General features: G+C 68.2%; 12 protein-coding genes and 2 pseudogenes. All 14 read left to right on the top strand.

The features are described from left to right. Nucleotides 1-64 precede the first annotated feature (64 nt). The 14 genes and pseudogenes from GLX30_RS09430 (at nucleotide 65) to GLX30_RS09495 (ending at nucleotide 14,845) form a co-directional block, all read left to right on the top strand. Nucleotides 65-958 carry an alpha/beta hydrolase gene (locus tag GLX30_RS09430; RefSeq protein WP_159685941.1) on the top strand — a complete coding sequence of 298 codons (894 nt, stop codon included), beginning with the start codon at nucleotides 65-67 and terminating at the stop codon, nucleotides 956-958. Nucleotides 959-1,137: 179 nt separating this feature from the next. Next, the gene (locus tag GLX30_RS09435; RefSeq protein WP_159685944.1) at nucleotides 1,138-1,935 is read left to right on the top strand and encodes a thioesterase family protein; all 798 of its coding nucleotides are present in this window, start codon (nucleotides 1,138-1,140) and stop codon (nucleotides 1,933-1,935) included. Between the two features lie 85 nt (nucleotides 1,936-2,020). After that, nucleotides 2,021-3,759, top strand: a pseudogene (locus GLX30_RS09440) (fatty acyl-AMP ligase). A gap of 74 nt (nucleotides 3,760-3,833) precedes the next feature. Further along, nucleotides 3,834-4,727, top strand: coding sequence for a fatty acid desaturase (locus tag GLX30_RS09445; protein ID WP_244258091.1), 894 nt, complete (start codon nucleotides 3,834-3,836; stop codon nucleotides 4,725-4,727). Nucleotides 4,728-4,730: 3 nt separating this feature from the next. After that, nucleotides 4,731-5,693: an acyl-CoA desaturase gene (locus tag GLX30_RS09450; protein ID WP_159685950.1), complete on the top strand. Its 963-nt coding sequence runs from the start codon at nucleotides 4,731-4,733 to the stop codon at nucleotides 5,691-5,693. A gap of 46 nt (nucleotides 5,694-5,739) precedes the next feature. Then, nucleotides 5,740-6,030: an acyl carrier protein gene (locus GLX30_RS09455; RefSeq protein ID WP_159685953.1), complete on the top strand. Its 291-nt coding sequence runs from the start codon at nucleotides 5,740-5,742 to the stop codon at nucleotides 6,028-6,030. 58 nt (nucleotides 6,031-6,088) lie between these two features. Further along, nucleotides 6,089-7,192 carry a fatty acid desaturase gene (locus GLX30_RS09460; protein ID WP_159685956.1) on the top strand — a complete coding sequence of 368 codons (1,104 nt, stop codon included), beginning with the start codon at nucleotides 6,089-6,091 and terminating at the stop codon, nucleotides 7,190-7,192. Further along, entirely contained in the window at nucleotides 7,189-8,058 is an 870-nt protein-coding gene (locus GLX30_RS09465) for an alpha/beta fold hydrolase (RefSeq protein WP_159685959.1), read from the top strand. The genes GLX30_RS09460 and GLX30_RS09465 overlap by 4 nt, the downstream gene beginning before the upstream one ends. Further along, on the top strand, nucleotides 8,055-8,237 hold the full coding sequence (locus tag GLX30_RS09470) for a rubredoxin (RefSeq protein ID WP_159685962.1): 183 nt from the start codon (nucleotides 8,055-8,057) through the stop codon (nucleotides 8,235-8,237). Before GLX30_RS09465 ends, GLX30_RS09470 begins: the two co-directional genes overlap by 4 nt. A 180-nt stretch (nucleotides 8,238-8,417) precedes the next feature. Then, nucleotides 8,418-9,581 (top strand): annotated as a pseudogene (locus GLX30_RS09475) (acetyl-CoA C-acetyltransferase); the annotation flags it as partial. 107 nt (nucleotides 9,582-9,688) lie between these two features. Then, on the top strand, nucleotides 9,689-10,321 hold the full coding sequence (locus GLX30_RS09480; protein WP_159685968.1) for a hypothetical protein: 633 nt from the start codon (nucleotides 9,689-9,691) through the stop codon (nucleotides 10,319-10,321). An 8-nt stretch (nucleotides 10,322-10,329) separates the two neighbouring features. Beyond that, complete coding sequence (locus GLX30_RS09485; protein WP_159685970.1) at nucleotides 10,330-10,737, top strand: hypothetical protein; 408 nt, start codon at nucleotides 10,330-10,332, stop codon at nucleotides 10,735-10,737. A 1,395-nt stretch (nucleotides 10,738-12,132) separates the two neighbouring features. After that, nucleotides 12,133-13,488, top strand: a complete 1,356-nt coding sequence (locus GLX30_RS09490; RefSeq protein WP_159685973.1) for a cytochrome P450 — start codon at nucleotides 12,133-12,135, stop codon at nucleotides 13,486-13,488. Nucleotides 13,489-13,876: 388 nt separating this feature from the next. Further along, the gene (locus GLX30_RS09495; RefSeq protein ID WP_159685975.1) at nucleotides 13,877-14,845 is read left to right on the top strand and encodes a polyprenyl synthetase family protein; all 969 of its coding nucleotides are present in this window, start codon (nucleotides 13,877-13,879) and stop codon (nucleotides 14,843-14,845) included. Nucleotides 14,846-14,899 lie beyond the last annotated feature (54 nt).

The following is a 14,899-nucleotide window of genomic DNA, read 5'->3' on the forward strand; positions in this document are numbered from 1 at the left end:
CGTTCCCTACTACTCGCAGCGGCAGGACCACGGCGGATCCGTCCGCCGACGGAGAGGAAGACACATGTCGACGAACACACCGTTCGGTGACCAGGAGCTCGCGGCCTCCCTGGACGGGGACTTCACGAGCGAGCACGCCGACGTCAACGGGGTCCGACTGCACTACGTGGCCGGTGGGCAGGGCGAGCCATTGATGCTCCTGCCCGGTTGGCCGGAAACGTGGTGGGAATACCGGAAGATCATGCCCTCCCTCGCCAAGCGCTTCCGCGTGATCGCCGTCGATATACGCGGAATGGGCAGTTCCAGTAAGCCCGAGTCCGGATACGACAAGAAGTCGATGGCGGGAGACATTCACGCACTGGCCGTTCACCTCGGTTACCAACGCATTAATATTGCGGGTCACGGAATCGGCTCGATGGTCGCATTCAGTCACGCCCTTAACCATCCGTCGGCGACGGCGAAGCTGGCGATGCTGAATACGACCCACATCGACGAGAACTACCACGAGTTCCGCATCATGCCTCGACCCACCGATCCGGGGCCGCACCGCTGGTGGCTCGCATTCAACCTTGTCCCCGATTTTCCGGAGAAGATACTGGCCGGCCGCTACCGCCACATGGTCGACTACATGTTCGGCCTCAGCCTTGTGAACCCGGACGCCATCGCCTCCCGCGACCGCGACGTCTACGCCCGTGCGTACGACTCACCGGAAGCCATCCGCGCAAGTCAGGCCTGGTTCCAGGCCTACCAACAGGACATCGACGACTTCCGCGGGTACGGCAAGGTGACCGTGCCCATGCTGGGGCTCGCGTACGGCGGCTTCTTCGAGTACATGCAGAAGGTGCTGCCCACCCAGGGAACCGACGTGCGCGTGTCCGAGATCAAGGACACACGCAACTATCTCGTCGAGGAGCAACCTGAAGCCGTCATATCGGAGTTGATCGAGTTCTTCGGCTAATGAGGCACAATTCCGGCCCACCCGCGGCTTCCTCTGCACAGGTGAAGTCGCGGGCATTCCACACCGGCTGACCCGAGGGTTCATTCAGCTGCAACACCGGCCCACAGATCTACCATTGTGGTGCTCCTCACAGATGGATATGCCTGCCGAATAACTAGGGACAGACTACTGTTGGGTACATGCCAAGTACCCACGACACAAACGGGCCAGGAGCGCTACTGGGGAATCCAGCCAGCGGGGGGTTCGAAGCAGAAAATCACCTGCAGGGATTCGGTGGATTTCACGGTGGCCTCGCACTAGCCCTGCTAACTTCTGCGACGCAGTCGCACGTTCCCGATCTGGAACTCCAGAGCGTCACCGGGCGCTTCGACCGGTCGATCGAGTCCGGTTTCACCGTGGCGAGTTCCCTCGTCCGTGCCGGCCGGACCAGCGCTGTGGTGACCGCCAGAGCGGAGAGCGACGAGGGGCTTCACATCGAGGCATCGGCCGTCTACGGACGTCCGGGTGAGCCCTCCTGGCAGCCGGTGGCACCGGCCGCGCCCACTGCCCCACCGCCGGACGAGTGCGAAGTGTTCGCCATTCCACCAGAGTTCGTGCCCATCTCCGCCAGCATGCAGATCCGGCCGGTGGGATCCGCGCGTCCGTACGCGGGCGGCCCGGATCCCGAACTCATCGCGTGGGTACGCCTCCTGGAGGACGACAACGCGCCGGACGTGCTCCGTTTCGTCTTCCTCATGGACGCCCTTGCTCCCTCCTACGCAGCCGTCCTCTCCCAGCTCGTCCTGGTGCCCACCGTCGAGTTGACGGTCAGGCCCGGCGCGGGACTCGCCAAGGCCTCCTCCCCCTGGATCCTGCTGCGCGCCAGGACGCTCGCCGCCTCCGCCGGCGGCTGGATCAACGAGCAGATCGACGCCTGGGACCCGGACGGCACATATCTGGGGGCCGCCCACCAGCTCCGGGTGGTCCGCGCAGGCTGAGTTGACGCGCACGCTTCCGACAGAGAACAGACCTGAAAGGCCGTTGGCTGTGGAACCGTTGGATTCCCCCTCCGGGACGTCGCTGGTGCACATCCTTGACCAGCGGGCCCGGCGAACACCAGACCGGCTCGCCTTCCGATTCCTTCCCGACGGAACGAGCGAGCATGCCATCGACTGGACCTACCGCGAACTCGCCGACCGGGCATCGGCGGTCGCCGCCCGGCTGCACGACAGCGGTCTCGACCGCGGACGTGTGGTCCTGGCCCTTGATCCCGGACTCGACTACGTGGCGGGCCTGTTCGGCATATTGCGCGCCGGATGCACCGCCGTGCCGTCGTTCCCGCCCTTCGGGCGACGGGCCATGGGGCGCTTCCTGTCCATCGTGGAGGACTGCGCCCCCCGGGCCGTCCTGACCCACCCGCGCTTCGCCGGCCAGGTGGACCAGCTCCACGAGCAGTTGCCCGGCTCAACGGAACGGCCGCAGTGGATCTTCCCCGAGGACGAGTTCTACCTGACCCGGCCGGAGCGGGACATGCCGCTGCGGGCGGTCGATCCTGCCCTGCTCCAGTACAGTTCGGGCTCCACCGGAGACCCGAAGGGCATCGTCCTCACGCATGCCAACCTGGTGAGCAACTGCCGGGTCCTCGACAGCCACATGGGCTTCGAGGAGAACCGCATCGGCTGCTCCTGGCTGCCCCGTACCACGACATGGGGCTGATGGGCACCATCATGCTGGCGTTGCACGGGGGCTGGCCCCTCGTGATGATGTCCCCGGTCCACTTCGTCCAGGACCCGTACCGCTGGCTCAAGGCGATCACCGACCACCGGATCACCATCACGGTCGGACCGAACTTCGCGTTCGACCTCTGCACCACGAGCATCGGCGATGAAGAGCTCGCCACGCTCGACCTGAGCTCCCTTCGGCAGGTCTTCTGCGGAAGCGAGCCGGTGTCCAGCACGACCCTGGAGCGGTTCGAGGAGCGCTTCGGCCCCGCCTGCGGCTTTGACATCGGTTCCGTCATCCCCTGTTACGGGCTTGCCGAGGCCACCCTGTTCGTCTCCGGTAAGCCCGAGCAGAGTTCCGAGATCCGGACCGAGTGGGTGAGCAAGGAGGCGCTGGAGCGAGGTGAGGTGCGCAGGACCGGCAGCGGAGACACCGACAAGGCGGTGGGCGTGGTCAGCTGCGGCGTGATCGCCACGGGCCACGACGTCATCGTCGTCGACCCCGAGTCCGGCCGCCCGGTGGCGCCCGGCAGCGTGGGCGAGCTGTGGGTCACCGGACCCAACGTGGCCGGCAGCTACCTCGGTCGGCCGGAGCTGACAGAGAAGACCTTCGGCGCCCGGCCGGAGGGCCGTGGCGACGGGCCCGAGTACTTGCGAACCGGCGACCTCGGCTTCCTGCTCGACGGGGAGCTGTTCGTCACGGGCCGGCTCAAGGACCTGATCGTCATCAGGGGCCGCAACCTCCACCCGCAGGACATCGAGTCGTCGGTCCTGGGGTCGCACGAAGCACTGCGCAGGACGGCCGCGTTCTCCGTGCGGAGCACCGCACGCGACGAGGAGGAAGTCGTGGTCGTCGCCGAATACCGCGGCACGGGCCGGGAGTTCGCGGCGGAGGAGAGCAAGCTGAGGGAGTTGGTGACCGCGGCGGTGACAGGAGACCACGGTGTCCGGCCGGCCGGCATCCACTTCGGCCCACCCGGCACCGTCCTGATGACCACCAGCGGCAAGATCCGCCGCAGGGCGACACGGGACGCCTTCCTCGCCGGAGGTCTCAAGGCGTTCGCGCCGGCCCCGGTGGCGGAGCGGACGGCCGTCTCATGAGCGCCGCCGACGCCGGAGCCGACCGGGTGATACCCGGCGGGACCGCGGCAGGGGGGTCCGAGGGCGGAGTCGACGTGGCTGCCCGAAGGCTCGCCTGGGTCACCGTGGGGGTGCCCACCCTCGGCATGGCGGCCGCCATCGCCTTCTCCGTCGAGTACGGATTCACCTGGTACGACGGACTTCTTCTCATGGTCATGTACCTGATCACTTCCCTGGGCGTCGAGGGTGGCTTCCACCGCTTCTTCTCCCACCGCTCCTTCTCCGCCGGGCCGGCCATGACCGCTTTCTGGGGCATCGCCGGCAGCATGGCCGCCCAGGGGCCGGTCGTCTTCTGGGTCGCCATCCACCGTCAGCACCACGCCTTCACCGACCGGGACGGCGATCCGCACTCCCCCCGGGCGCTCGCACCGGGGCTCTCCGCCCGGCTCCGCGGGTTCTGGCACGGCCATGTCGGCTGGCTGTTCACCGTGAGCCGGCAGAACTGGAGCAGGCGCGCCTCGGACCTGGTGCGGGACCGGTTGGTCATGCGGCTCAACCAGTACTACTTCGTCTGGGTGCTCGCCGGACTCGCCCTTCCCGCGATCCTCGGCTGGCTGCTCGGCGGCGGCACCGTGCGCGGCGCCGTCGGCGGCCTCCTCTGGGGCGGGCTGGCCCGGATCTTCCTCCTCGACCATGTGACCTGGGGAGTGAACTCCATCGGCCACACACTGGGGAACCGCGACTACCGCACGCGCGACAACAGCAGGAACGTTGCGCCCCTCGCGGCGCTGTCCGTGGGCGGGTCCTGGCACAACAACCATCATGCGCGTCCCGCTCTGGCCCACAACCGGCACGGGCTGTGGCAGATCGATCCGACAGGCGCCGTGATCCGGTCCTTCGAGAAGCTCGGCCTGGTCTCCGATGTGCGCTATCCCGAGCGCATGCGCAGCGATGAGAAGCGAACACGCACAGAAGAAAAGGGGATGTGAGCGATGTCATCGGCCAGTTCCTCCACCACCCCCGGCGCCGTCGCGAACGCGGTCGTCAGGCTTGACCCCGTCAGCCTCCGGACCAAGCGGTTCTCTGCGCTGACCACCATGACACTGCCCCTCGTCGGCACCGCTGCCGCGCTCTACTTCCTGTGGACCGGGCAGTTCACCGCGACGGACCTGTGGCTGTTCGGCGCGATGTATTTCGTCCACATGTTCGGCATCACGGTCGGATTCCACCGGTATCTCGCCCACAAGGCGTTCAAGACGTCGGCCGTGTTCGAGGGCATCATGATGATCACGGGCTCCATGGGCGCCCAGGGTCCCCTGATGTTCTGGGTCACCACGCACCGCAGGCACCACCGGTTCAGCGACCAGGAGGGTGACCCGCACTCGCCCAACCTGCACGGGTGGGAATTCAAGGCTCGTATGCGCGGCCTCTGGTACGCGCACATGCCGTGGATGCTCAGCGCGGAGACCACCAAGTGGACCGTCTTCGGGCCCGACGTGCTGCGCAGCCGACGACTGATGTACTACCACCGCACCTACCCGCTGTGGGTGCTCAGTGGCCTGCTGCTCCCGGCCGTCGTCGGTTTCGTGATCGAGCAGACGGCGATGTCCGCGCTGACCGGTCTGGTCTTCGGTGGGCTGGCACGCATCTTCGTCGCCAACCAGGCGGCCTGGTGCGTCGGTTCGATCTGCCACGCCTTCGGCGGACGCCCCTTCGACAACGAGGACCGCAGCGCCAACAACTGGCCCGTCGCCATCTTCACCTTCGGCGAGGGACTGCAGAACAACCACCACGCCTTCCCCGGTTCCTACCGGCACGGCGTCAGCTGGTGGGAGCCCGACCTGAGCGGGTGGCTGCTCGCGGGCCTCGGCAAACTCGGCGTCGTGTGGAGCCTGCGCGAACCCGACAAGGCGACCATCGCCAAACGCAAGGAACAGACACGGGTCGCGGCTTGAGAGAGCCGCGCCCAGCCGTCAGCAGCAACGAGACAGGAGCGCGCAGGTGTTCAAGAGGAAGAAGGCGGTTCCGCAGCCCCAGCGGCCGCTGACCGAAGCGGCACTCAAGCAGTGGCTCACCGATTACCTGGCGATCCACGCCGAGATCCCGCGAGACATCATCGACACCGAGAAGACCTTCGAGTCGTACGGGCTCGACTCCCGGGTGGCGGTCCAGGTGTCCGGAGCCCTCGAAAAGATCGTGGAGCGCCGGCTGTCGCCCGGCCTGCTCTACGAGTACCAGTCCATCGACGCCCTGAGCCAGTACCTGGCCAAGGAGCTCAAGCTCACCACCTAGACCCTGGGGCCCTTCCTTCTGATCACTGGGCACCGACCGTTCTCACAAAGGAGACGACATGGGTGCATTCGACTTCCCTTCGGCACCGGACGAACACTTCCAGACGTTTCTGGCTCAGGCGGAGCAGATCGAGGGCGAACGCCTCGCGGGCGCGATACCGAAGGAGTACTTCGAGCCGCGCGTGGGCCGGGGCATCGTCGGGTTCACTGTCAGCTGGCTGCTCTACGCGGGTGCGATCGCGGGGGTGGCCTGGGCTCCGCACTGGCTGCTCTGGATACCCCTGTGGATCGTGGCCGGTCTCGGCGGCTGGGGACTGCACTGCATCGCGCACGACTGCGGCCACGGCTCTTTCTCCCGTTCCCGCAAACTCAACTACGCGATCGGGCACGTCTCGCTGCTGCCGCTGATCTACCCGTTCCACGCCTGGCGGCATGTGCACAACATGCACCACAGCAGCACCAACCACCTCGAGCTCGACACCGACTGGCGCCCCCTGCCGGCCGGCATGTACGACCGGATGTCCCTGTGGCAGAAGGCCGTGTACATCTCGACCCGCACCTGGGCGTTCTGGGGCGGGACGATCAACTACTGGGTGGAATCCGGGTTCCGGCCCGGCTTCTACCCGAAGGCGGGGCAGCGGCGCGAGGTACGGCGCTCGATCATGTTCGTCGCCGCCGTGGCCGTCCCGTACTTCGCGACGCTGGTGTACTTCACCGGCGTCCCGGGGCTGCTGCTCTACTTCGTCGCCCCCTGGATCGCCACGCACGCCTGGTTCAGCGCGACCACGCTGATGCACCACAGCTCCAGCGACGTGCCGTACCTGACGGCTGAGTACTGGACGCGCAACGCCAGCCGACTGTTGGTCACCACGGATTACGTCTATCCCAAATGGCTGCTGTTCCTCACGCACAACATCTCGATCCACACGGCGCATCACGTGGCGCCGGTGGTGCCGTACTACAACCTGCCCAAGGCGCAGGCGATGCTCAAGGAGCGTTATCCGGGCATGGTGCGGGAACGCAAGTTCAGCTTCGGGCAGATGTGGAGCATCGTCCGCCATCTGCACTTCTACGACACGGAGTCCGGGTACTACTCGGACCTGTCCCGCAGCAAGGTGACGCCAGGGACCCCCACGTCCGTGGGGTCCGAGGGAAGCCGGTGAAGGCGCAGCTGCTGCGCAGGTTCGCCCACACCGCCATCGGGGTCATGACCCCGATGGCGGGGGTGCGGTGGGCGACCGACGCGTTCAGCAGCACGCGCACCCTCGGCCTGCGCCCGGACAACGTGCTGCCCTTGGGAGCCGACCGGTTCACCGTCACCGGCAACACCGACGTACCGAACGGCTTCCTCTGGGGCGAAGGCGGGGCGGCCGAGGGCACTGCACTACTGGTGCATGGCTGGGCCGCGGACAGCAGCAGCATGCACTCGCTGGTCCCGCCGCTGCGCGACCTCGGATTCCGGGTGGCAGCCTTCGACGGCCCCGCCCATGGGGTGCGCGACGGGGACCAGGCGACGATGACGCAGTACACCCGGGCCGTCGGCGCCGTATTGGACACGCTCGGTGACGTACGGGTCGTCGTGGCCCACTCGCTGGGCGGCATCGCCGCGATCGGCGCGGCTGTGGAGAGAACCGGACGGCCGCTCGACTGCCTCGTCCTCGTCGCCCCGGCCTGCACGCTGGGCGGAGTCCTGGAACGCTGGGACGGCGGGGGCCTGCGGCTGACGCCCGCCGTGGTGGAGGGCATCTACGGCGAGCTGCACCGCCGCAACGGAGTGCCGGTCAGCCACTGGGACATCGTCGGACTCGGCGCCTCCTTCGAACGGCCGGTACTGGTCCTGCACGACCCCGACGACCCGATGGTGCCGTACTCCGATGCGGAGGCCGTCGCCGCCGGGCTGAAGGACGCAACACTGGTGAGCAAGCCGGGGACGGGTCACATGGGCATCCTCATGTCGAAGGACGTGAGTACCGCCGTCTCCGCCTTTGTCACCGAGCACAGGAACAGGAACAGACAAGGAATCGTATGAGCAACCAGTCCGGCAAGCGGGCGTGGATGTGTCTCCTCTGCGGATGGGTCTACTACGAGGAACTAGGCCTTCCCGAAGAGGGGTTCCCGCCCGGCACCAAGTGGGAGGACATCCCCGACGACTGGGAGTGCCCCGACTGCGGCGCGGCCAAGGTCGACTTCGTCATGGAGGAGCTGTGACCGAGTCCGTCACGCCGCCCGCTGACGCCGGCTCGGCTCGCCCGGGTCCCACGACTCCTCACCGTGCCGTTGCTCACATGGCGTGACCCTGACATTACCGATGGGTAGGTTCGGCGGAGTCGGTGAACCACCTCCTACCCTCAACCTGGAGGAAGACATGGCACGTTCGGTGATTCTGGGGGAGCACGGACCCCCATGGGGAAGCTGCTCGGCTCCCTCAAGGACTTCTCGGCGGCCCAGCTGGGCACCGTGGTGATCCGCGCGGCGCTGGAGAGGTCCGGGGTGCGACCGGACCAGGTGCAGTACACGATCATGGGACAGGTGCTCACCGCCGGCGCCGGACAGAACCCGGCGCGGCAGGCGGCGGTGGCGGCGGGCATCCCCATGGGAGTGCCCGCGCTGACCGTCAACAAGGTCTGCCTCTCGGGGCTGGAGGCGGTGGCCCTCGCCGACCAGCTCATCCGCGCCGGTGAGTTCGACCTGGTCGTGGCCGGCGGGCAGGAGTCGATGACGCAGGCCCCGCACGTCCTGGCGACGGCACGCGCCGGCATCAAATACGGCGAGACGCCACTGGCCGACAGCATGGAGTTGGACGGTCTCTTCTGCTCCTTCGACGACGTCGTGATGGGCAGCGCGACCGACCGGTACAACACCCGCTACGGCGTGACCCGCGAGGAGCAGGACGCCTTCGCCGCCGCCTCGCACCGCAAGGCGGCCGCGGCTGTCGACGCGGGCGCCCTGGCCTCGGAGATCGTTCCGGTATCCGTGCCGCGCCGGAAGGGCGACCCGGTGCTCTTCGAGCACGACGAGTCGCTGCGCCCCGACACCACGGCCGAGATTCTGGGTAAGCTGCGCCCCTCCTTCAGCCCCTCCGGCACGATCACCGCCGGCACCTCGTCGCCGCTGTCCGACGGTGCGGCAGCGGTCGTGGTGTGCAGCCGACGCAAGGCCGAGGAGCTGGGTCTCGACTGGATCGCCGAAGTCGGCGCGCACGGCAACGTCGCCGGGCCCGACCCGAGCCTGCACGAGCAGCCGGCCAACGCCATCCGCGCCGCCTTGGCCAAGGACGGCATCGGCGTCGGCGACCTGGATCTGGTGGAGATCAACGAGGCCTTCGCCTCGGTCGGCGTCGTCTCCGCCGCCAGGCTGGAGCTCCCCGACGACATCGTCAACGCCGACGGCGGGGCGATCGCCCTGGGCCACCCACTGGGCGCCTCCGGAGCGCGGCTGGTGCTCCACCTGGCCCACGCCCTTGGGCGACGCGGCGGCCGGACCGCGGTCGCGTCGATGTGCGGGGGCGGCGGACAGGGAAGCGCGCTGGTGATCCACTCTCCAACCCCCTGACTGCCTGACTGCCTGTTACCGGCAGCACCGCACGGACGAAAGCACTCACGGGTTCCCCCGGCTCCCCTCTTCCTCCCCATCCCTTTCCGGACAGCGAAGGCCCAGCAGTGATCGTCGTACGTCCCGAGGTTCTTGCCGCCTACCCCGTGGGTGGCAAGCACTTCACCGTCATAGTTGAGAGCCCCCTGGCCCGGAGCATCCGGATCGAGGGACGCAACCCGGGCGGTGCGGAGCCGTCCCTGATCGCGGTCGAGCCGTCCGCATCGCTGGCCGCGCTGCTCACCACCACGGTGCCGGCCGATTCGGACGTGCTCGTCCTCGCCACCCGGGACCCCCTGCTGTCCGCCCCGCCCGAGGCGGTCGGACCGTCCCGGGTCGTGGTGGGCGCGCGTCTCTGCGAGGGCCCTCTGGCCCAGGAACGGCTGCGCCGCCTCCTGACCGCGATGGAGCGGACCCGTCCGGACGCGACGGCGCACCAGGGCCGCCGGATGCTCTTGGCGATGCGGGAGCCGGGCGGGCTGACCCTCCACGAGCCGCTCACCGGCTCGATGGCAGCACTGGACGGGTACGTCGAGCCGCACGAGGCCCGGAGGCGGGCGGCGTACACCTGGCGCCGGCAGGCCGGATGCTGTTCCGCTCCACCACTGGCGGCACACCGCTGTCCGGCACGGTCACCGTCAAAGGACGCCCCGTCGTCCACGGCACCCCGCACGGACGGCAGCGCCTGTACGAGCGACTGACCCCGCTGGTGTCCTATCCCGTGGTGCTCACCGTCGAGGAGGGCCGGGTCTGCGGGCTGAAGTCCGTCGAGGGCGGGTCCGACGGAGCGGCGGCGGCACTGGCGGAGTTGTTCCGGAAGAACGAGGCGTACCGCTCGGTGACCGGCGTGGTGTTCGGTCTGAACCCCGAACTGGCCCCGCTCCCCTACAACACTGAGGCCACCACGGCGAGCGCCGGCAAATCCACCGCCTCGTTCCACCTGGAGCTGGGCTCCGACACCGCACCGCACCGGCTCACCCTGCCCTGCGCCACGACGGGCGTGTACGCCACCGACGGCGGCACTTGGCTGGCGGGCGCGGCTCCCCGCCGCTCGGGTGTGCCCGCGTTCCGGCTCGGGGCGGGCGCGATCGGGGTCAAGGCAGGGCACACATCCTGACCGGCTCCGACGTGCGGACGGTCTGCGAGGGGGAGTCAGCCCGGACAGCCGGCACCCAGGCCAGCGCGACCACGGGGCGCTGTTCGATGCCGCGGACGGAACTGCAATACGTGCAGCGCTCTGACGCTGATTGCCGGCCTCTCGTCCGGGCAAACAGGCGGCCACGCCGACCTGCCCGCACCACCCACGCCGGCGGCAGATGACCGTACAAGCCGATCAGTTCCACCTCCGCGCAGAGCCGCGTCCACCACACCGGTCAGGGGCCCGGCCCCCCATCAGGTGGCCACGTTCCATTGCACAGGTGGGCGCCGCCACCCTACCCCTCCAACTGGCCCTCGCCATCGAGGAGGCCGGCTGCGTCCAGGGATGCCGGTGGCCCTGTTCGGCATGGCCGACGGAGCCAGTGGCGACGTGATGCTGATCGAGTGGTAGGCCACCAGCCGCGCCTCGGGCGAGCCACATCAAGACCTGATGTGGCCCTTGCGAGACCGACACCGGCCCCTTCAGGACAGTGCCTCTCGGCGACCTGGACGCCGCTGACTTCTGTCGAAAGCGCGGTGCGGTGGTCCTGGTCGGCGTCCCGGTCGAGGCGGTGGCCCGGGCAGCGCCGCACGGACCCGCCCTTGGCAAGCGGAACGGTGTCGCCAGCGAGGCGGGCTGGCCGGCGGTTGCGAGTGACGCGATAGCCGACGGCCACAGTGACCGGATCGTTCCCGAAGCGTTAGAGAACCTACGGGGCGCGCCCGACAACGAATTTCAGGGGAGCCGATGAAGCGCAAGGGCATCATGCAGATCAGGGCAGCTGCCTGGTCGCCGTACCGTCCATGGCCCTCGTGGCCGCCGTGAGCACTGCTGGTACGGCACAGGCAGCGCCCCCTGACCCCTATCCGGCGGTCGGCTCGGTGGGATCGAGCCAAGAAACGGCCTGAAGGTCAATTTCTGGCAAGGGATCTCGGTTACTGACGACTCAGGAGATGAAATCGAAGTCCTACCGGTGGGCCCTTCTGAAGTCTTCGGGCCGACGGGCTAGGGAGCGGCTACCGGTTCGCGCTCCAGCCAGGGCATCGACGCCGGAAAGAAGATCGTCAGCCGGGAGTGAAGCATCGTCGCGGAACGATCGAGGGGGCACGTCCGATACCCCTGCCGCACCACTGGCGTCTCCGGGACGCTCATCGACAGCCACAGAGCCCTCAAACAGGGGGTACCAGTCAGTGAACGTGCGGGGGTTTCCCAGGACCTGGCACATCGTGCCGCGCGACGTGCCTTTGAGGTATGTCGCGGAGCATGTTTGAGATGACTTGGTGTCTGTTGCCGGGGCGCGTGTCGGCTTGCACGAGCTGCCCGCCCCGTGCTCCGGCGCGCACAGGGGAGGTCCTGCCGGTGAGGAAGACTTTTATGACGGCAACCGCCCCGGGGGCGTTGCCTCTGCTCGGTCACACTCTGCAGTTCGGGCGACGTCCGTTGGAGTTTTTGGTCTCCCTGGCCTGTCTTGGTGATCTGGTCGAGATCAGGCTTGGCCCTCGCCGGGCGTACGTCGTTTGCGACCCGGCCCTGACGTATCAGGTTCTGCTCGACGACCGTACGTTCGACAAGGGCGGTCCGTTCTACGACAAGGGTCGCGAGATCGCCGGCAACGGCCTGGCGACGTGTCCTCACCGGAACCATCGAGGGCAGCGTCGGCTGGTTCAGCCGGCCTTCCGACGCGAGCGGATCGTCGGCTACGGCGCGATGGTGGCCGAGCAGGTGATGTCGCTCATCGAATCCTGGCGGCACGGTCAGGTGATCGACGTCCTCGCTGAAATGCACACCCTGATGATCAACGTCACCGCTCGCACCTTGTTCGCAGCGACGATCGACGGTTCCGACATCACCATGATCCGCAATTGCCTGGACGTGATCGCGGGCGGCGTCGCACGGCGGGTGTTGCTGCCGCTGCCAGTGCTGGAGAAGCTCCCCCTGCGGGCCAACCGCCGTTTCAACGACGCACGGCACAACCTCAAGCAGTTCACTGGCCGGATGATCGCCGACTACCGGGCAGCCGGAGTCGATCACGGTGACCTGTTCTCCGTCCTGCTGACGGCCGGCGCCACTGGCGGTGGCGGTCTGAGTGACGATGAGATCCACGACCAAGTACTTACCTTCTTCATCGCCGGGTTCGAGACCACGGCCACCACGCTGTCCTGGATCTGGCACTTGCTCGGCAGCCACCCCGCAGTCCGGACGGAGCTGCACACCGAAGTCGACACCGTCCTCGACGGCGCCGCCGCCGACCACACGGACCTCGCCCGCCTTGACGTCACCGGGCGGGTCATTACCGAGGCCCTGCGCCTTTGGCCTCCAGCCTGGTTGTTCACCCGAACCACGACGTCGGAAACCGAACTCGCCGGCCGCCTTCTGCCTGCCGGCACGACGCTCCTCTACAGCCCGTATCTGCTGCACCGCCAGGCCGATCTCTACCCTCATCCCGATCGGTTCGACGCCGACCGGTGGCTTCCCCAGAACATCGCGCCACTGGGTCGTGGTGCGATGGTGCCGTTCGGAGCCGGTGCCCGTAAGTGCATCGGAGACAAACTCGCCATCGCCGAGATCAGTATCGCCGTTGCCACCATCACCTCGCGATGGCAACTCGACCCCGTCAACACCGATGTTCGCCCCAAGGCCGGGCGGGCTGCTCTCGCTCCCCGCACACTGCACATGCGCCTGCGGCATCGCCGACCGTTTCACGAGCAGGCAAGTGTCGGGAGTGAATGACCGCCCCAAACGCTCCCTCCCACACACAAGTGGCACACGCGCGTACCTCCAGCAGCGACCTCTTCAACTGAGTGAGAAACAGATGGCAGCAGGCGGAGGCTTCGTCCTCAAAACGCACCTGCCCAACGGGTAACTCAGCCTGTGAGCGCGACCAGCGGCTCCCGCCCCCGACGTAGCCGGCCGGCATCGGCCGGGCGCGTGCGGCGCACTACGGCGGGCGCAGGTGCGGAGTGAGGCACGGGCGTGCGTCACGCGCTGGCAGTCACGCCCTGCCTCCTCGTTTCTTACTGCCTGATTCTGGCGTGGACATGGCCTGATCCTCGGAAGGGGCCCAGTGGGCGACTCACCTCGTGATTGCGCGACGATCCTGGCTCAGACTGCGACCCTCGTGAAGCCGCTGATCCGGACCCGGGTTCACGCTCTTCCTCCTCAGATCCGGCACGTCGCGGGGCTGCATTTCGGCTGGTGGACCGACGACGGCACTGCCCTGGACGCCCCGGCCGTCAGCAAGTTCGTCCGCCCGGCCCTCGCCCTGCTGGCCTGCCGGGCGGTGGGCGCAGACCCGCACGCCGCGCGGGCGGCGGCCGTGGCGGTGGAACTGGTCCACAACGCCAGCCTGCTCCACGACGACATCATCGACAACGATCCGCTCCGCCGAGGCCGGCCCGCCCTCTGGACGGCCAAGGGCATTGCGGCGGCAATCCTCGCGGGAGATGCTCTGTTCTTCGCCGCCGTCCAGGCCCTTGCCGAGGCGTCGGAGGCGGACCGGACGGTGCCGGTGCTGCTGGCGGCTGTGCAGGGGCTGATAGAGGGCGAGTACCTCGACACCCTCACTGAGTCGGGCGCCGACGCCAGTGAGGACCGGACTGCGGCGATCGCGGCCGGCAAAACCGGCGCACTGCTCGCCTGCGCCTGCGAACTCGGCGCGATCGCGGGCGGCGCCACACCAGAGCGCGCCCTGCTCCTGCGGGGCTTCGGCCAGCGTCTGGGCATCGCCTACCAGTGCATCGACGACGTCCTCGGCATCTGGGGCGAAGAGTCGGTGACGGGAAAACCCGCCCTGTCCGATCTGCGCTCCCGCAAGGTCACCATCCCCGTCGCGGCCGCCATGGCCGGCCGCACCCCGCAGGCCCAGGCCCTGCGCGCTCTGTACCGCGCGAACGGTCCGCTGGGCGAGGAGGACTTCGCTCGGGTCAGGGACCTGATCGAGCAGACCGGCGCACGGCAGGCCACGCTACGCCGCGCCCGCCGCCACACCGCCGATGCCCTGAACCTTTTGGACCAGGCCCGTCCGGAGCCGTCGGCAGCCGCCGAACTGGCGGCCCTTGCCGGTCTGATCACCCTTCGAAACCACTGAAGCTGGTGACTCACCCGACGCGGTGCCTGCGTCGGCTTCTCGCACCGTATCACC

Origin of the sequence: Streptomyces sp. Tu 2975 (assembly GCF_009832925.1) — a bacterium.
Classification (GTDB): Bacteria; Actinomycetota; Actinomycetes; order Streptomycetales; family Streptomycetaceae; genus Streptomyces.